This is a genomic window from Azospirillum terrae (genome assembly GCF_053470425.1).
In genome coordinates this window covers 798,119-815,498 of the sequence record NZ_JBPXMR010000001.1, presented here as the reverse complement: position 1 = coordinate 815,498, position 17,380 = coordinate 798,119, and the positions used below count along the sequence as shown (strand labels likewise).

Genomic DNA, 17,380 nt, shown 5'->3' with positions numbered 1-17,380 from the left:
GATACGCACGGTGAACACACACGCAGGCGCGCATGCGGACGATCCTGGTCGAACACCTCACCCGCTGGGCCGACGAGAAGGGAAGCCGCGATGGCCTGCCCGAACTCGTCCACCGGCTGATCCGCTCGACCGTGCGCGTGCGCCGGCTGGACCTGCCGACCGGCGACCCCACGCGCTACCGCGGCTGGGACGGCCTTGTGGAGGTGGAGCAGGGCAACGCCTGGGTGCCCGCCGGGCATTCCGCCTGGGAGATGGGGGTCAACGCCGATCCCAAGGGCAAGGCCGACGACGATTACGCCAAGCGCCTCAAGGACCCCAAGGGCATCGACCCGGCGCAATCCACCTTCGTCTTCGTGACGCTGCGGGTGTGGCCCGGCGGCCGGGCCTGGTCCGCCGCGCGGCGTGCCGAGGGCGTGTGGAAGGACGTGCGGGTTCTCGACGCCGGGGACCTTCACCAGTGGCTGGCCGACTCCGACCGCACCTCGCTGTGGTTCGCCGCCGTGCACCTGGAGTGGCCGGAGGTTGGGGGTGAGTGGATTGAGCCCACCATCGCCTGGAAGCCCCACGTCCTGAAGACCGCCCGCCGGCCGCTGAGCTGGCTGACCTGGGACGCGCGCCTCACCGACCTGATCGGCCGCGACCAGGAGAAAGCCGACCTGCTGGCCTGGGCGCGCGGCGAGCCGGGGGCAAAGTTCCGCGTCCTGGCGGGCGAGGGCGGCGCCGGCAAGACCCGCCTCGCGCACGAGGTGGCGGACGAGCTGGCGCGGGACCCGAACTGGTCCGCCGGCCTCGTCCCGGCCGACCGGCCGTTGCCGCTCGACGCCGGGCCGGCGGGCTGCTTCCTGCTGATCGACTACCCGGAGGAGCGCCGCGACGCCGTGCAGGCGCGGCTGGCGCAGATCGCCGCCATCCCCTACGACCCCGAGCGCCGCGTGCGGGTGCTGCTGCTCAGCCGCCACGGCGACGATTATTGGCAGCCGGCGATCACCACGGCCAGGGCCGACGCGGCGTGGGACCCGGAATACCCCCTGCGCGAGGGCGTCGCGCCGGCTGACGCCTGGGCGATCTACCAGTCCGCCCTGCCGCGCGTCCCCCGCACCCCCGGCCAGCGCGAGCCGCAGCCGGTGGACGCCGAGGCCTTCGGCGCGTGGCTCGGCCGCGTGCCGGTCAACCAGCGCCCTCTGCTGATCGCCGCCGCCGCCATCCAGGCGGTGAGCGACCCGGAGCGCCGAATCGTCGATCTGACCGCCCGGCAGGTCGTCGAGGCGCTGGCCGAGCGCGAAATCGTCCGCCTGCGCAAGCTGGCGAAGCAGCACGGCTTCGCCGATGACGCCCTGGCCCGCCTCGCCGCGCTGGCCGCCGTGCGCGGGCACCTCGACGGGAGCGACCTGACGCGGCTGGCCGACCCGGCGCTCGACCTCGGGCTGCGGGGGCGCGAGGAGTTGTTCGACCGCGTGCGGGCCACCGGCTGCCTGACCGATGATGGCCTCCTGCCTGCCCCGGTGCCGGACATCGTCGCCGCCGCCCTGGTGGTGGAGGTTCTGGCGGCGCAACCGCACAGGGCGCCGGAGTGGCTGTGGGCGGCCATCGACGGCGCGGAAGCCATCGCCATCGACCGGCTGGGACGCCTCAGCTACGACGCCGAGGTGGTGCTCGGCCGGCACGACCAGCGCATGAGTCTTTGGCTCGAAGCGATGGTGAAGGGGCGGCTGGAGCGGTGCAGGGTTCTGGAACCCCAGTTTCTGGACCCGGTTCTGCCGCAAGGTCTCCTTCGGTTATCGGCAGGCGTGTCTCTCACCCTTGCTGATCAGGCAACGGATGACGGCCAAAAGGCGCGGTTTCTGACGAACGCATCGATTGATCTCGCAGCGGTTGGCGATGAGAAGAGTGCACTGGCGGCGATCCGCGAGGCGGTGGCGGTGTTCCGCCGGCTGGCGGCGGCCAACCCGGCGCGCTTCGAGGCCGATCTGGCGACCAGCTTGAACACCCTGTCCAATGGCCTGTCGGACGCCGGGGACGGGACGACGGCGCTGGCGGCGATCCGCGAGGCGGTGGAGATCCGCCGCCGGCTGGCGGCGGCCAACCCGGCGTGCTTCGAGGTCGTACTGGCGCAGAGCCTGAACAACCTGTCCAATCGCCTGTCGGACGCCGGGGACGGGGCGGCGGCGCTGGCGGCGATCCGCGAGGCGGTTGCTGTGTACCGCCGGTTGGCGGCGGCCAACCCGGCGCGCTTCGAGGCCGGTCTGGCGCTGTGCCTTTGGACTCTGTCCAATGGCCTGTCGGACGCCGGGGAGGGGGCGACGGCACTGGCAGCGATCCGCGAGGTGGTGGCGGTGTACCGCCGGCTGGCGGCGGCCAACCCGGCGCGCTTCGAGGCCGATCTGGCGCAGAGCCTGAACAACCTGTCCAATCGCCTGTCGGACGCCGGGGACGGGGCGGCGGCGCTGGCGGCGATCTGCGAGGCGGTGGTGGTGTTCCGCCGATTGGCGGCGGCCAACCCGGCGCGCTTTGAGGCCGGTCTGGCGCGGTGCCTTTGGACTCTGTCCAACCGGTTGCAGGAGGCTGGTGAGCGTGAAAAGGCCTTGCACGCTCTGGAAGAAGCGATCCAGCTCATCGGACCGGCGGCTGCGCTCTTCCCCGATGGTGATGCGGCGCGGCGGCTTCGGGGAATGCGAAGCGCTCTCGAACTACTGACCGCCGCCGAAGAACCCAGCGGCGCAGACGTTTAGTTGTCGAATGAATTTCGAGTCATGTCGTCACAGCGGTCACGGGATACCTACCCTGTTGGTGAACCGACACGGACTCCGGTGCTGCGGCATTCGGTGCCGGCGGCGGCCCCGGTTTTCGGGTCCGTGAGGGGCGGCTCGTCACGCGGCGCGTGCGATGGCGGGAGGCCGGTGTCTTTTGCGGTGCTCCCTCTTTTGGGTTATTCTCGCGGCCCGCGGCGGCCGGTCCGGCGAACGCCCCGACAGAAAAGGTATCGTGGAATGTCCATCTCCATCCCCGCCGATGTCGCCATGTGTCTCCATTATTATGACGGCATGTTCCTGACCGCGCAGGGGATGGCGCTGGAACAGCGGTTCTTCCTGGGGTGGCTCGCCCTGCAGAACCGGATGCTTTACACGGCGGGCGTGCTGGAGGGGCTGGAGGTCACCGCTGCCGCTGACGGCAAGTCCCTGTCCATCGCAAGCGGCGGGGCCTTCGACACCACCGGCCGCTTTCTGGTGGTGACCGATGGCGGCGCCGCGCTGAGCGTGCCGGCGGGGACCGCCACTCCCTGCTACGTCCATCTGACCTTCCCGGCCAACCCGCCGGTCAAGGGCGAACAGAAGAATCTGGCGGCGGTGGCGCAGATCGGCGCGTCGGAAACCGTGGCCGACAACGGAATCCTGCTGGCCCAGGTGACGCTGAACGCCGCCGGCACCATCGTCGGGATCATCGACCGGCGCGAGCCGGCGCGCAGCCGGCTCCCCGCCGCGGCTCTTGTCGGCGGCGCGCCGTTGGGCTACCTCTCACCACCATGACGACCGAATCCCACATCGATCCACTCGAAGCCCGGCGCAAACGCCTGCGGTTCCGGTCCTGGCACCGCGGCACGCGGGAGATGGACCTGCTCATGGGCTCCTTCGCCGACGCGCACACGCCCGACTTCGGTCCGGTGCAACTCGACCAGTTCGAGGCGCTCCTGGAATTGTCGGACCCCGATCTCTATAACTGGATGACCGGCCAGGAGCCGGTGCCGGCGGAGCACGACACCGACATCATGCGCCTGCTGGTCCAATTCCAGTACACCCCGCGACAGGGGTCCTGACCCCCCTAGGCCCGCCCCAAGGTTCGTCGTGATCAAGTTCGATTTGCAGCCCGGTCGGGCCGCTCGCCTGCTGGTCGGCGGCGCACCGGAAGGGCAGGACGCCCGCATTCTGGCAGCCCTCGCCGAGCGCGCCGCCGCCGCCGGCGTGCTGCACGTCGCCCTGGACGACGCCCGCACCGCGCGGCTGGCCGAGGCGCTGGCGTTCTTCGCGCCCGAACTGGAAGTGCTGCACCTGCCGGCGTGGGACTGCCTGCCCTACGACCGCGTGTCGCCCAACGGCGAGATTGTCGCCGCCCGCATCGACGCGCTGACCCGGCTGATGGAGCGCAACGAGCGCTCGGCCTCGCTGGTGGTGCTGACGTCCGTCAACGGCCTGTTGCAGAAGGTGCCGCCGCGCTCTGCGTTCCGCAACGCCACCTTCACCGCGAAGATCGGCGCCCGCATCGACCTCGCGGTGTTGCAGACGTATCTAGCGCAGAACGGCTACACCCGCGCGCAGACCGTGCGCGAGCCCGGCGAGTTCGCCATCCGCGGCGGCATCATCGACCTGTTCCCGCCGGGCACCGGGGAGCCGCTGCGCCTCGACCTGTTCGGCGACGAGTTGGAGGGGGTGCGCGCCTTCGACCCGATGTCGCAGCGCACCACCGAGAAGCGCCCCGGCGTCACCCTGAAGCCGGTGTCGGAGGTGTTCCTCGACGAGGCGGGCATCGCCCGCTTCCGCTCCGGCTACCGCGAGCTGTTCGGCGCGGTCACCGACGACGACCCGCTGTACGAGGCGGTGTCCGCCGGGCGCAAGCAGGCGGGCATGGAGCACTGGCTGCCGCTGTTCCACGATGGCATGGACACGCTGCTGGATTACATGCCCCGCGCCATGGTGTCGCTCGACCATCAGGTGGAGGAGGCGCGGGACCAGCGCCTCGTCCAGATCGAGGACTTCTATCAGGCGCGCGCCACCATGATGTCGGTGGACAAGAAGGCGGGCCAGCCGGTCTACAAGCCGGTGCCGCCGGGCACGCTGTTCCTCGACAAGTCCGGCTGGGACGCGGTGCTGGGCACCACGGCTGTGGTGCAGTTGCAGCCCTTCGCCACGCCGCCGGGCATCAAGGGCACCATGGACGCCGGCGGGCGGCTGGGGCACGACTTCGCCGCCGAGCGGGCGCGGCCGGACGTCAACGTCTTCGACGCGGTGCGCGACTTCATCGAGCGGCTGCGCGCCGATGGGCGCAAGGTGCTGGTGGCCGGCTATTCGGCGGGCTCCCGCGACCGGCTGATGAGCGTGCTGGCCGACCACGGCATCCAGGGGCTGGAGCCGGCCGAAACCATCGAGGAGGTGCGGCGCTTCGACCGCCACGTCACCGCCATGGTGGTGCTGGGCATCGAGCACGGCTTCGCCGCCCCCGATCTGGCGGTCATCACCGAGCAGGACATCCTCGGCGACCGCATGGTGCGGCCGGCCAAGAAGAAGCGCAGACACGCCAACTTCATCGCCGAATACTCGGCGCTCAACCCCGGCGATCTGGTGGTCCACACCGACCACGGCATCGGGCGCTACGACGGCTTGGCGACGCTGGAGGTGTCCGGCGCTCCGCACGATTGCCTGCGCATCATCTACCTGGGCGACGACAAGCTGTTCGTGCCGGTCGAGAACATCGAGGTTCTGACCCGCTTCGGCAGCGAGGATGCCGGCGTCCAGCTCGACAAGCTCGGCGGGGCGGGCTGGCAGGGGCGCAAGGCGCGCGTCAAGAAGCGCCTGAAGGACATGGCCGAGGCGCTCCTGAAGATCGCCGCCGAGCGCGAGGTGAAGCGCGCCGAGCCGCTGGCCCCGCCCGAGGGCATCTACCAGGAATTCGCCGCCCGCTTCCCCTATCCCGAGACCGACGACCAGCTCAAGGCCATCGAGGACGTCTTCACCGACCTCGGGTCCGGCAAGCCGATGGACCGCCTGGTGTGCGGCGACGTCGGCTTCGGCAAGACCGAGGTGGCGCTGCGCGCCGCCTTCCTGGTCGCCATGACCGGGCAGCAGGTGGCGGTGGTGGTGCCGACGACTCTGCTCGCGCGCCAGCACTTCAAGACCTTCACCACCCGCTTCGCCGGCCTGCCGGTCCGCATCCAGCAGCTGTCGCGCATGGTTACGGCCAAGGAGCAGTCCAAGATCAAGCAGGAGCTGGCCGAGGGCACGGTGGACGTCGTCGTCGGCACCCACGCGCTGCTGTCCAAGACCCTGGACTTCAAGCGCCTGGGCCTCGTCATCGTCGACGAGGAGCAGCACTTCGGCGTCAAGCAGAAGGAGCGGTTGAAGGAACTGCGCTCCGACGTGCACGTGCTGACCCTGACGGCGACGCCGATTCCGCGCACCTTGCAGATGGCGCTGTCCGGCGTGCGCGAGCTGTCGCTGATCGCCACGCCGCCGGTGGACCGGCTGGCGGTGCGCACCTTCGTGCTGCCCTACGACCCCGTGGTGATCCGCGAGGCGATCCTGCGCGAGCACTACCGCGGCGGCCAGAGCTTCTACGTCTGCCCGCGCATCGAGGATTTGACCACCGTGGCCGAGCGCGTGCGGGCGCTGGTGCCGGAGGTCAAGGTCATCACCGCGCACGGCCAGATGCCGGCGACCGAGCTGGAAGAGGTGATGACGGCCTTCGACGAGGGCAAGTTCGAGGTGCTGCTCGCCACCAACATCATCGAGAGCGGCCTGGACATCCCCTCCGCCAACACGCTGATCGTGCACCGGGCGGACCTGTTCGGTCTGGCGCAGCTCTATCAGATCCGCGGGCGGGTCGGGCGGTCGAAGGTGCGCGGCTACGCGTACCTGACCTACGCGCCCAACAAGGCGCTCTCCACCACCGCGCAGCAGCGCCTGCACGTCATCGAGACGCTGGACAGCCTGGGCGCCGGCTTCCAGCTCGCCAGCCACGACATGGACATCCGCGGCGCCGGCAATCTGCTGGGCGAGGAGCAGTCCGGCCACGTCAAGGAGGTTGGCGTCGAGCTTTACCAGCACATGCTGGAGGAGGCGGTCGCCAACGCCCGCGCCGGCATCGGCCAGGACCAGCCGGTGGGCGACGAATGGACGCCGACCATCAACCTCGGCACCCCGGTGCTGATCCCGGAGGAGTACGTCGCCGACCTGACCGTGCGCCTGTCGCTCTACCGCCGCATCGCCGAACTGGTGGACCGCCCGGAGATCGAGGCCTTCGCCGCCGAACTGATCGACCGCTTCGGCAAGCTGCCCTCGGAGGTGGAAAACCTGCTGGACGTGGTGACCATCAAGCAGCTCTGCCGTCAGGCGGGGATGGAGCGGGTGGACGCCGGGCCGAAGGGCGCCGTTCTGACCTTCCGCAACAACATTTTCGCCCGCCCCGACAAGCTGGTGGGCTACATCGCCGGGCGCGGCGGGCTGATGAAGCTGCGGCCAGACCATAAGCTGGTCTACACCCGCGTCTGGGACGACGAGGCGCTGCGCGTCACCGGCGTCAAGCGGCTGATGAAGGACCTCGCCGACATGGCCGCCGGCCTGGACGTGAAGGGCGAGCCGCCGCCACCGCCGCCCCCTCCTCCTCCGCCCAAGCCGCCGTCCAAGCCGTTTTCCCGCTTCGGCCGGCTGCCGCCGGTCCGGCCGGGCCGGCGCTGAGCGCATGGGCCAATCTGGTATGGGCGACTTGGCCGCGCGCCTCGCCCGCGGTGACCGCCGCACCACCGGGGACGCCACCGGCGTCGCCGATCAGGTCGCCGCCGACCCCGCCCGCCTGCCGGAACTGGTGGAGTGCCTGTTCTCGCCCAGCGCCGGCATCCGCATGCGGGCGGCGGACGCGCTGGAGCGAGTCTCGCGCATCGTGCCGCGCGAGCTGGACGCCTACACCGACCGCCTGCTGAGCGAAATCGCCGCCATCGACCAATCCGAAGTGCGCTGGCACGTCGCGCAGATCCTGCCGCGCCTGATGCTGGACGAGGCGCAGCGCTGGCGGGCCGCCGCGCTGCTGGTGACGTGGTTCGAGCATGGCGAGAGCCGCATCGTCCGCACCTCCGCCCTCCAGGCCATGGTGGATCTGGCGGAGAAGGACGCGCCCTTGCGCGAGCTGGCGGCGGAGATGATGCGCGCGGCGTTGCGCTCCGGCGTGCCGTCGCTGGCGGCGCGGGCGCGGCGCATCCTCAACCCGCTCCAGGTGGACGAGGCGATGCTGGCCGCCGTCACCGCCGCACCCGAACCGCCGCCGCTGACGCTCACGCTGCTGGACGGCGAACTGGCGGTGGCGCGGCTGGAGGCGGGGCAGGGGGTGCCGGCCTGGGTGGACTGGAGCGACCCGCTGGTCAGCGTGACCCGCACCGCCGACGAGCTGTCGGTGGTCTGCACGCAAGCGCAGGTTCCCGCCGACGTTAAGGCCGAGCGCGGCTGGCGCGCCTTCAAGGTGGAGGGGCCGCTGGAGTTCGCGCTGACCGGCATCCTGGCGCGGCTGACGGCGCCGCTGGCCGAGGCCAACATCCCGGTGTTCGCCGTCTCGACCTACGACACCGACTATCTGCTGGTGCGCACCGCCGACGCCGGACGCGCCGCGGACAGTTTGGGAACGGTGGCGGCGGTGCGGCGCTGAGCGTGGTGCACTACCGCGCGAACGGCGCCAGCGTCACCCCCGCCCGCAACGCCGCCATCGCGATCTCCGCACACGCCTGCGCATCGGACAGCGCGTCGTGGTGGTTGAGCGCGATGTTCAGGTGCCGGCACACGTCCGGCAGCTTGGTCGGATAGATGCTCCAGACGTGCCGGGCGATGCGCACCGTGCAGGCGAAGGGCTTCAGCGGATTGCGCAGCCCGTGCGCGGCGCAGCAGGCGTTCAGCACGCCCTTGTCGAAGGGCGCGTTGTGCGCCACCAGGAACTCGGCGCGGTCCAGCAGCGGCGTCAGGCGCGGCCACAGGCCGGCGAAGTCCGGCTGGGTGCGGCAGTCGTCCCAGGTCAGGCCGTGGATCCGCGTGAACAGGAACCTTGACCGCGGCGGGCGGATCAGCGCGCAGAGCTGATCGACGATGCGCCCGTCCTCCACCAGCACCACGGCGACCGAACACGCGCTGTCGCGCCCGTTGTCAGCGGTTTCGAAGTCGATGGCGGCGAAGCTGGTCATGCGCCGGTTGTAGCGCGCTCATCCCATGCTTGGAACCGACAATCGTCAACCCGCCGCGGCGGCCGCCATGTCCTCGTCCACCGCGAGGTCGAGCAGCGGAAGGAAGCTGCCCGGCTCCTGCGCGCCGGACAGCGCGTAGCGCCGGTTGAAGATGAAGCAGGGCACCGCCTGCAAGGTCAGCTGGCGCGCCAGCAGATCGGCCGAGCGCACCGCCGACACCTCGGAATCGCCGAGCAGCAGCGTCCTGATCTCCACCGGGTCGAGCCCGACTCCCGCGGCGGTGGCGGCCAGCGTGTCGACGTCGCCGATGTCCAGCCCGTCCACGAAATAGGCGTGGAACAGCGCGTCCACCATCGGCCCGGCGACCCCGCGCCGGCCGGCCATGCGGATCAGCCGGTGCGCGTCGAAGGTGTTGGGCGTGCGCGTGATGGCCCCCATGCGCAGATCCAGCCCGTCGCGCTCGGCGGTTTCCTCGACCGCCGTGTGGATCTGCCGCGCCCGCTCCGGCCCGCCGAACTTGGCGACCATGTAGGCGTCGCGCTCCATGCCGGCGCGCGGCATGTCGGGGTTGAGCTGGAACGGCTGCCAGCGCACCTCCGGCGCCACGCGCGGCCGCTCGGCCAAGGCGCGCAGCAGGCGGTGGCGGCCGATGTAGCACCAGGGGCAGATCAGATCGGCGAAGGTCTCGATGAGCATGAACGATACTATCCCCAAATCCTTGCCTCCGGGCAACGGCGCAACCTTTTGTTAATGCTTGCCGCCCAACAGTCGGAACGCTCGAATGGGTGCGAGACAGGCCGTACCCCCGGACGGAGGCTGCCATGAGCGATTCCTATGTCGAAGGCAAGGTCCGCGAGGCGTTGCAAGCCGCCAAGGGCAGCCCCTCGGTGGCGCAGCAGTTGCTGATCACCTGGGCGGTCAAGGACCCGGAGCTGTTGCTGGGCATGGCGCAGCCGTTCCTCAAGGCGATTGCCGGTGCCGCGGTGGCGCGCGCCGGGCGCCGTTCCGCCGCGCCCGCGCGCGGTGCCGGCCCCAGCGGCGCCCTGTCGCGCGAGGCGCTGGAGCGCGTGCTGAGCCGCATGGGCGAGGTGGACGACGGCGGCGTTGCGCCGCAGGCCGCGCGCCCGGCTGCCGCGCCGGTTCGCCAGGCGCCCGAAGGCGTCTCTCACGAAAAATCCATGCTGACGCTCGCCAAGGCTTTCGCCGCCAAGAAAGTCCGGTAACAGGGCCTACTCGAACGCCCAATCCAGCCAGCCGCGCTTCGGCGGCACCGGCGTGCGCACCGGGGGCGGGCTGGCGAGGGCGGTCTGGCCGTTCTTGTACGGGTCGGGCAGATAGTGGCAGTTCACGTCGGCCAGCGTGCGGTAGCAATAGATGTTGGAGCGGTCGACGACGACCTGCTCGGGGCAGTAGGAGCCGGTCTGCTCATAGCTCACCACCGAACAGTCGCGCCCGACGATGCCCGTGGCGACATGATCGCCCAGCGTCTTCTTGTTGGCGTTCAGCGAGGCGAAGTCGCCGACGCCGGTGGCGAGTCCGACCGCACCCATGGGCGTGGTCCAGCACCCGGCGAGCAGGCTGCCGGCCAGCGTCAGGACGGCGATGCGGCGAAGCGGCGACATGACCGGTTGCGACTCCTGTATATCCCTTGCGACCATTGCACGCCCGCCGCGTTAACAAGGGGTGAATTCAGCGAAGCAACGCGCAGATCCGCGACCGGCACTCGACCAGGACGAAGGCATCCTTGTCCTCCGTGCAGCCGACCTTGAACACCGTCCGCGCGGTGCGCCCGACGACGTGCTGCACCACCTCCACCTTGGCCGGCGTGCAGCCGCCGCCGCGCGCCGCCTCCTTGGCTTCGGCCTGACCGGCGGAGGCACCCGCGGCGTGCGCCGCCGGAACGGCGGCCAGCAGCAGGACGGCGGTGAAAAGCGGGAGGCGATGCATGGCCGCCAGTATGCCACGCCCGTGCCGCCGGGGCCACGCCTGGATCTATGACCATTGTCCCGGCTAGACCGGGGCTGCGCGGCACGTCATGCTGCGGGCATCGCGTGGTCACACCACTTGCCCTGCAAAATGAAATGACGCCATGGACCATCGGCTGGCCGCGCTGCGGGCGCTCTGGGAGGAAAAGCGGAGCGGGCGCGCGCTGCCCGAGCGCCGCGACTTCCTGACCGAGGAGTTTCGCCCCTGGTTCGGCCACATCTGCATGGTCCGGGTGGAGGAACCGGCGGCGCGTTTCCGCGTCACGCTGGCGGGGCTGGAGGTCGTCCGCTACTACGGCCGCGACCTGACCGGGCACTACCTGGACGATGAGATGGCGGTGGCGGGCTTCGGCTGGGTCGTCGAGTCCTACCGGGCCTGCGCGCGCTCCGCCGAGCCGCGCTACGCCACGGTGCCGGCGCTGTCGTTCAACGGCACGGCCATGCCGCTGGCCCGGTTGATGTTGCCCTGCGGGCGCGCCGGCGCGGTGGACACCATCATCGTCGGCATCTACCCGGCCGATTAGCGACTCCGCACAGAAAAAGGTTCCCCACGTGGGGGAGCCTTCGCAAACGATGAGCCGCTCCGTTGCCGGACGTGGCTGCGCCGCCAGTATGTCTTGCGAGCTGCCAGAATATCTGATTGCTGGCCATGTTGCGTAAAGATGACGGTTGTGTTTAAGTATTGTGAATAATATCAACACGTCTGTGCATTGACTATCTCCTGCGCTGATGGATATTGGCAGACAAGATTTTTGTCTGTATATCGAGGAATGCTTGATGTGAATCTTGCATTGGCGGCGGCGGAGTGGGTGCATGGATACGGTGGCCGGAGTGAACCGCTATCGGAGCATCTGGATATCGGACGTTCATTTGGGCACGCGCGGCTGCAAGGCGGAGTTCCTGCTGGACTTCCTGAAGCACAATGAGTCGGATCACCTGTATCTCGTCGGCGACATCGTCGACGGCTGGCGCCTGAAGAAGGGCTGGTACTGGCCGCAGGCGCACAACGACGTGGTGCAGAAGGTGCTGCGCCGGGCGCGCAAGGGCACGCACGTCGTCTACATCCCCGGCAACCACGACGAGGCCGCGCGCGACTTCCTCGGCCTCGCCTTCGGCGACGTCCTGGTGATGGAGGAAGCGGTGCACACCACCGCCGACGGCCGGCGCCTGCTGGTCACCCACGGCGACCATTTCGATGCGGTGGTGAAGTACGCCAAGTGGCTGGCGCTGATCGGCGACCAAGCCTACGTGGCGCTCCTGCACATCAACACATGGTTCAACTGCGCGCGGCGCAAGCTGGGCTTCGGCTATTGGTCGCTCTCCGCCTACCTGAAGCACAAGGCCAAATCGGCCGTCGAATACATGGGCCAGTACGAGGCCACCCTGGCCGATGAGGCGCGGCGGCGCGGCGTGGACGGCATCGTCTGCGGCCACATCCACCACGCCGAGATGCGCGACATGGAAGGGATCCTCTATTGCAACGACGGCGACTGGGTCGAATCCTGCACCGCTTTGGTCGAGCACGCCAACGGTGCCCTGGAGATCATCCGCTGGGCGGAGGTCATGGAACGGCGGGGCACAGCGCTGGAGAAGGAGCGGGCGGCGTGAACATCCTCATCGTCACCGACGCGTGGCACCCGCAGGTCAACGGTGTCGTCCGCACCATCGGCACGGTGCGTGCCGAGTTGGAAGCCATGGGCCAGACCGTCGAGGTGATCGGACCCGACCGCTTCCGCACCATCCCCATGCCCACCTATCCGGAAATCCGGCTGGCCTTCGGCGCCGGACGGCGCCTGGGGGGCATGATCGAGGCGCTGAAGCCGGACTGCATCCACATCGCCACCGAGGGGCCGCTGGGCTTCGCGGCGCGGCGCTGGTGCCTGACGCACGACGTGCCCTTCACCACCGCCTACCACACGCGCTTCCCGGAGTACGTGCGCGATCGCGTGCCGGTGCCGCTGGCGCTGAGCTACGCCCTGGTGCGCCACTTCCATGGGCCATCCTCGGCGGTGATGGTGGCGACCCAGTCCATCGAGCAGGCCCTGACCGGCCGCGGCTTCACCAACATCCGGCGCTGGACCCGCGGCGTCGACACCGAACTGTTCCGCCCGCGTCCCAAGGAGTTCCTCGACCTGCCGCGCCCGATTTCGCTCTACGTCGGCCGGGTGGCGGTGGAGAAGAACCTGGAGGAGTTCCTCAAGCTCGACCTGCCCGGCACCAAGCTGGTGGTCGGCGACGGCCCGGCCAAGGCGGAACTGATGCAGAAGTACCCGAACGTCGTCTGGGCGGGCGCCAAGCACGGTGAGGAACTGGCGCGGCACTACGCGGCGGCCGACGTCTTCGTCTTTCCGTCACGGACCGACACCTTCGGGCTGGTCCTGCTGGAGGCGCTGGCGTCGGGCGTTCCGGTGGCGGCCTACCCCGTGCCGGGCCCGCTCGACGTGGTGGACGGCTCGGGCGCCGGCTGCCTGGACGAGGATTTGAAGCGCGCCGTGGAAGGGGCGCTGGCCATCGCGCCCGAGCGCTGCCGGGAGTACGCCCTGACCTTCTCCTGGCGCCGCTCGGCGGAGCAGTTCCTCAGCAACCTGCGGGTCTGCACTTTTGGTGGGCGCCGTCACACGACTGTCATCGGGGGCGGGTAGGTTGTCGCCACGGTGCGGCAGCGTCTCGCAAGGCTTGGGGAGCTGCGGTGTTCGACACGTCCATTTCCATCACCATCCGGCCATCCCGGCATCATCGCCACCCAGCCCACGCACAAGCAACTCGCCAGCTTCTCCCAGGCATCGCAGATCCACGTCAAGGACAGCCACATCAAGGGGCAGCGGCGCCGGGTGGAGCACCGCCGCTTCAACGAGACGTTCCTGCTGCACGCCTCGACCTCGCCGTTCTACCCGCTGTTCGCCTCGCTCGACGCTTCCCCGGCTTCGACAACGAGATCCAGGGCCTCTACCGGGAAACCGAGGCGGACGGCAGCATCCGCTTCTACACCTATGTGGTTCGGGAGTAGGGGGGAACCCGCGGCGGCTGACGGATGTTGGCGGGAGGAAAACGGTCGGGAGCATGGTGGCCATGGCCAAGTCCTTCAAGATTCCGAAGAAAATCGCCGGGGTGAAGATCCCCAGGAAACTTCGCAAATCGGGCAAGTGGCTGGTCGGCTTCCTGGAATCGCCGACCGGGCGGGAGGTGGCCGCGGCTGCGCTCACGGCCATGGCCGGGGTGCTTGCCGGCAGCAGCCGTCCGGTGCGGGAGGCGGCCGGCGATGCCGGACGGACGGCGGCACAGGCGGGAACCGGCGCCGCCGGCCTTATGCGCGACATGGCCGAAGCCGCGGTCGGTGTGGTTTCGGAGGCGGCGCGCGATCTGGTGTCGCCGGCGGCCTCCGGCAAGGGGCAGCCGCAATCGGCCAAGCGATCGTCCGACGCCCCGTCAAAGGCGCACTGACGTCCGTTTGCTACGCGCTTCGAGGTGTCCTTTCGTGATGTCCCGCCGTCGCCGGGCGAGCGTGCGGGCGCATCCGAAGACGGCGCAGCACCCACTTGCGCAGTTCGTCCGCCATCACCATGCCGCCCACGATGGGCAGAGGAGCCAGCCACGCCCACCAGGGCAGCGGCGCGGTCGCGAACAGCGCGTTGCCGGGCGGCGTGTAGACGACAGCGAGGATCAGCGCCACTTCCGCCGCGATGCCCAGCGGGATCAGCCGGTTGCGCGGCGCGGCCGGATCGAAGGCGGATCCGCGGTCGGCGCGGCAGAGATAGACGTTGGCGACCTGCGCCACCACGATGGCGGCAAGGCAGGCGGTGGTGGCCTGCCGGTACAAAGGCTCGTGCGGCCCCAAGGCCTCGCCCCAGGTCCAGCCACCCGTGTGCAGCACGGCGAAGTAGGCCGCCATCGCGGCTGCCGCCTCGAACAGGCCGAGGAACAGATAGGCGCGCGCCAGCAGACCCCAGGTCAACAACCGCTCGGCACGCGGTCGCGGCGGCCGGTCCATGACGTCGCGGTGCGGCGGCTCGGCGCCCAGCGCCAGGGCCGGCAGCATGTCGGTGCCGAGGTCCACCGCCAGGATCTGGATCACCGTCAGCGGCAGCGGGATGCCGAACAGCACGAAGGCCAGGTAGGGCACGACCTCCGGGATGTTGGAGGTAAGGATGTAGGCCATGAAGCGGCGGATGTTGGCGAAAACCGCCCGCCCTTCCTCCACGGCGTGGACGATCGAGGCGAAGTTGTCGTCCAGCAGCACCATGTCGGCCGCTTCGCGCGCCACGTCGGTGCCGCAGCGGCCCATCGCGATGCCGATGTCGCCCTGCTTGAGCGCCGGGGCGTCGTTGACGCCGTCGCCGGTGACCGCCACCACCTCGCCGCGCCGCTGCAAGGCCTGGACGACGCGCAGCTTCTGGTCGGCGCCGATGCGGGCGAAGACGATCTCCTGCGCATCCAGCGCCAGCAGCAGGTGGCTGTCGGACATGGCGCGCAACGCGTCGCCGGTCACCACCTCCGGCTCCGGCCCGCGCACCAGCCCGACCTCGCGGGCGATGGCGACCGCCGTGTGCGGGTGGTCGCCGGTGACCATGATGATACGGATGCCGGCGTCGCGCGCCTGGGCGATGGCCTTCGGCACCTCCGGCCGTGGCGGGTCCTCCAGCCCGACCAGCCCGGCCAGCACGAGGGCATGTTCCGGGTCATCGGCGTCCGGGTGTTCGCGCCACGCCAGCGCCAGCACGCGTAGCCCCTTGTCGGCCATGACCTCCTGCGCCGCCAGCAGCGCGGCGCGACCGGCGGCGTCCAGCGGCACGACGCCGTCCGCCGTGGCGTGCGACGCGCACAGCGGCAGCACCGTCTCCACCGCGCCCTTGGTGTAGATGACGCGGCCGGCCGGCGTGTCGTGCAGGGTGGACAGGCGCTTGCGCTCGGTGTCGAAGGGCACCGCGCCGGCCAAAGGGAGGACTGGTCCGGGCCCGGCGTGCTCGACCAGCGCCACCTCCATGGGGTCGCCGAGCCAGCCGCCGTTGGAGGGTTTCAGCGTGTGACAGTGCCGTTCGACCGCGGCCATCGCCTCCGCCACGCCGTGCGCCGCCCGCACGGTCATGCGGTTGAGCGTCAGCGTACCGGTCTTGTCGGTGCAGATGACGGTGGCCGCGCCCAACGTCTCCACCGCCGGCAGATGGCGAATCAGCACGTTGCGCCGGGCCATGCGCCGCGCCCCCATGGCGAGCGCCAGGGTCACCGTGGGCAGCAGCCCCTCCGGCACGTTGGCGACGATGATGCCGATACCGAAAATGAAGGCTGACAGCACCGGCAACCCGGCCTGCACCCCCACGGCGAAGAACGCCATGCCCAGCGCCACCGCCAGCACGGCGATGATCCGGCTGACCATGGCGATTTCGTGCAGCAGGGGCGAGCGCTCGCGGTCCTCGCCTTGGGTCAGGCTGGCGATGCGGCCGAATTCGGTGTGGGCACCGGTGGCGTGGACCATCGCGCGCCCTTCGCCGGTGGCCACGGCGGTACCGGCCAGCACGAGGTTGCGGGCCTGGAGCGGGTCGTGCTCGTCGGTCGGCGCGGCGTCGCGGACGACCGGCAGCGACTCCCCTGTGAGCGTCGACGCGTCGAGGCGCAACCCCTGCGCCTCCACCAGCCGGGCGTCGGCGGGCACGCGGTCACCCTCGGCCAGCAGCACGAGGTCGCCGGGCACGAGGTCGCCGGCCTCCACCAGGACGATGGCGCCGTCCCGCAGCGTCTTCACCCGCCGCGGGAGCAGCTGAGCCAGCGCCGCCAACGCGCGCTCCGCCTTATAATCCTGCCAGAAGCTGAACACCCCGTTCACCAGGATCACGCCGACGATGGCGCCGGCCAGCACGCCCATTCCCTCACCGGGCTGGTGCACCTCGGCCACCAGTGCCAGCGCGGCGGCCAGCCACAGCAGAAGCGCGAAGAAATGGATGAAGCTGCGCAGCAGGCGGGCGGCGAGCGGCGGACGGCCCTTCTCTTGCAACGTGTTCGGGCCGAATTTGGCGAGGCGGCGCGCCGCCTCGTGGCTGGAGAGCCCGTTCGGGCCGCTGCGCAGGCTGGACAGCACCGCACTGGCCGGCAGCTTCTGGATGCGCATGGCAAGCCCCCCGACGGATACGGCACCGTTCACAGCCGGCTCCAGCAGCCCCCACCGCTTCGGCGTCGTGTTCAACGCGGCGAAGCGTTGTCCGTTGCAAGTGCCGACCGCCCCCCTTTCAGGATGCGATCGCCTGCCACGTCATCCGGCGCGGTCCCGATGGCTCGGTTGAGCGGCAACGCGGCTTCCGCGCAACATCATCGCCCGATCCGAGGTGGTATGGAAGCGTCCAGCAGAATCCGAGTGCCGCCATCCCGAGAACCCAGCCCCGTCACCAAAACGAAAAACGGGCCGGTAAACCGGCCCGTTTCCACGTTCGACTCGTCTCCAAGAACCCTTGATTTTCCTTATGTCTCAAAGGGCGGCTTT

Annotated in this window: 16 protein-coding genes and 1 pseudogene; 12 read left to right on the top strand and 5 right to left on the bottom strand. The window is 70.0% G+C overall.

The features are described from left to right. Nucleotides 1-32 precede the first annotated feature (32 nt). The 5 genes from ACSVDD_RS03815 to ACSVDD_RS03795 all read left to right on the top strand — a co-directional run bounded on the left by ACSVDD_RS03815 (nt 33) and on the right by ACSVDD_RS03795 (nt 8,400). Entirely contained in the window at nt 33-2,729 is a 2,697-nt protein-coding gene (locus ACSVDD_RS03815) for a tetratricopeptide repeat protein (protein ID WP_448187953.1), read from the top strand. A 258-nt stretch (nt 2,730-2,987) separates the two neighbouring features. After that, nucleotides 2,988-3,524: a hypothetical protein gene (locus ACSVDD_RS03810; RefSeq protein WP_448187952.1), complete on the top strand. Its 537-nt coding sequence runs from the start codon at nt 2,988-2,990 to the stop codon at nt 3,522-3,524. After that, nucleotides 3,521-3,811 (top strand): FAD assembly factor SdhE, encoded by a 291-nt coding sequence (locus tag ACSVDD_RS03805; RefSeq protein WP_448187951.1) that lies wholly within the window; start codon nt 3,521-3,523, stop codon nt 3,809-3,811. Before ACSVDD_RS03810 ends, ACSVDD_RS03805 begins: the two co-directional genes overlap by 4 nt. 28 nt (nt 3,812-3,839) lie before the next feature. After that, the gene (mfd, locus tag ACSVDD_RS03800) at nt 3,840-7,442 is read left to right on the top strand and encodes a transcription-repair coupling factor (protein WP_448187950.1); all 3,603 of its coding nucleotides are present in this window, start codon (nt 3,840-3,842) and stop codon (nt 7,440-7,442) included. Between the two features lie 4 nt (nt 7,443-7,446). Continuing rightward, nucleotides 7,447-8,400: an ACT domain-containing protein gene (locus tag ACSVDD_RS03795; RefSeq protein ID WP_448187949.1), complete on the top strand. Its 954-nt coding sequence runs from the start codon at nt 7,447-7,449 to the stop codon at nt 8,398-8,400. 10 nt (nt 8,401-8,410) lie between these two features. On the opposite strand, the gene ACSVDD_RS03790 is transcribed toward ACSVDD_RS03795, so the two are convergent. Both ACSVDD_RS03790 and ACSVDD_RS03785 read right to left on the bottom strand, forming a co-directional pair. After that, the gene (locus ACSVDD_RS03790) at nt 8,411-8,926 is read right to left on the bottom strand and encodes a 3'-5' exonuclease (protein WP_448187948.1); all 516 of its coding nucleotides are present in this window, start codon (nt 8,924-8,926) and stop codon (nt 8,411-8,413) included. 45 nt (nt 8,927-8,971) lie between these two features. Continuing rightward, on the bottom strand, nt 8,972-9,622 hold the full coding sequence (locus tag ACSVDD_RS03785; protein ID WP_448187947.1) for a DsbA family oxidoreductase: 651 nt from the start codon (nt 9,620-9,622) through the stop codon (nt 8,972-8,974). A gap of 125 nt (nt 9,623-9,747) precedes the next feature. On the opposite strand from ACSVDD_RS03785, the gene ACSVDD_RS03780 reads away from it, so the two are divergent. Then, nucleotides 9,748-10,149, top strand: coding sequence for a hypothetical protein (locus ACSVDD_RS03780; RefSeq protein WP_448187946.1), 402 nt, complete (start codon nt 9,748-9,750; stop codon nt 10,147-10,149). 6 nt (nt 10,150-10,155) lie between these two features. Here ACSVDD_RS03780 and ACSVDD_RS03775 read toward each other — a convergent pair whose 3' ends face one another. Continuing rightward, nucleotides 10,156-10,548: a hypothetical protein gene (locus ACSVDD_RS03775; protein WP_448187945.1), complete on the bottom strand. Its 393-nt coding sequence runs from the start codon at nt 10,546-10,548 to the stop codon at nt 10,156-10,158. Nucleotides 10,549-10,615: 67 nt separating this feature from the next. Then, nucleotides 10,616-10,873 (bottom strand): hypothetical protein, encoded by a 258-nt coding sequence (locus tag ACSVDD_RS03770; RefSeq protein WP_448187944.1) that lies wholly within the window; start codon nt 10,871-10,873, stop codon nt 10,616-10,618. Nucleotides 10,874-11,015: 142 nt separating this feature from the next. On the opposite strand from ACSVDD_RS03770, the gene ACSVDD_RS03765 reads away from it, so the two are divergent. The 6 genes and pseudogenes from ACSVDD_RS03765 (at nt 11,016) to ACSVDD_RS03745 (ending at nt 14,352) form a co-directional block, all read left to right on the top strand. Continuing rightward, nucleotides 11,016-11,435, top strand: a complete 420-nt coding sequence (locus ACSVDD_RS03765; protein WP_448187943.1) for a PAS domain-containing protein — start codon at nt 11,016-11,018, stop codon at nt 11,433-11,435. Nucleotides 11,436-11,724: 289 nt separating this feature from the next. Beyond that, nucleotides 11,725-12,519: a UDP-2,3-diacylglucosamine diphosphatase gene (locus tag ACSVDD_RS03760; RefSeq protein ID WP_448187942.1), complete on the top strand. Its 795-nt coding sequence runs from the start codon at nt 11,725-11,727 to the stop codon at nt 12,517-12,519. Beyond that, nucleotides 12,516-13,553, top strand: coding sequence for a glycosyltransferase family 4 protein (locus ACSVDD_RS03755; protein ID WP_448187941.1), 1,038 nt, complete (start codon nt 12,516-12,518; stop codon nt 13,551-13,553). Before ACSVDD_RS03760 ends, ACSVDD_RS03755 begins: the two co-directional genes overlap by 4 nt. Nucleotides 13,554-13,565: 12 nt before the next feature. Further along, nucleotides 13,566-13,823 (top strand): annotated as a pseudogene (locus tag ACSVDD_RS03750) (hypothetical protein); the annotation flags it as partial. Between the two features lie 23 nt (nt 13,824-13,846). Then, on the top strand, nt 13,847-13,918 hold the full coding sequence (locus tag ACSVDD_RS29760) for a hypothetical protein (RefSeq protein WP_510167008.1): 72 nt from the start codon (nt 13,847-13,849) through the stop codon (nt 13,916-13,918). Between the two features lie 62 nt (nt 13,919-13,980). Then, nucleotides 13,981-14,352, top strand: coding sequence for a hypothetical protein (locus ACSVDD_RS03745; RefSeq protein WP_448188521.1), 372 nt, complete (start codon nt 13,981-13,983; stop codon nt 14,350-14,352). Nucleotides 14,353-14,362: 10 nt separating this feature from the next. Here the strand turns inward: ACSVDD_RS03745 and ACSVDD_RS03740 are convergent, their stop codons facing one another. Beyond that, nucleotides 14,363-17,011: a cation-translocating P-type ATPase gene (locus tag ACSVDD_RS03740; protein ID WP_448187940.1), complete on the bottom strand. Its 2,649-nt coding sequence runs from the start codon at nt 17,009-17,011 to the stop codon at nt 14,363-14,365. Nucleotides 17,012-17,380 lie beyond the last annotated feature (369 nt).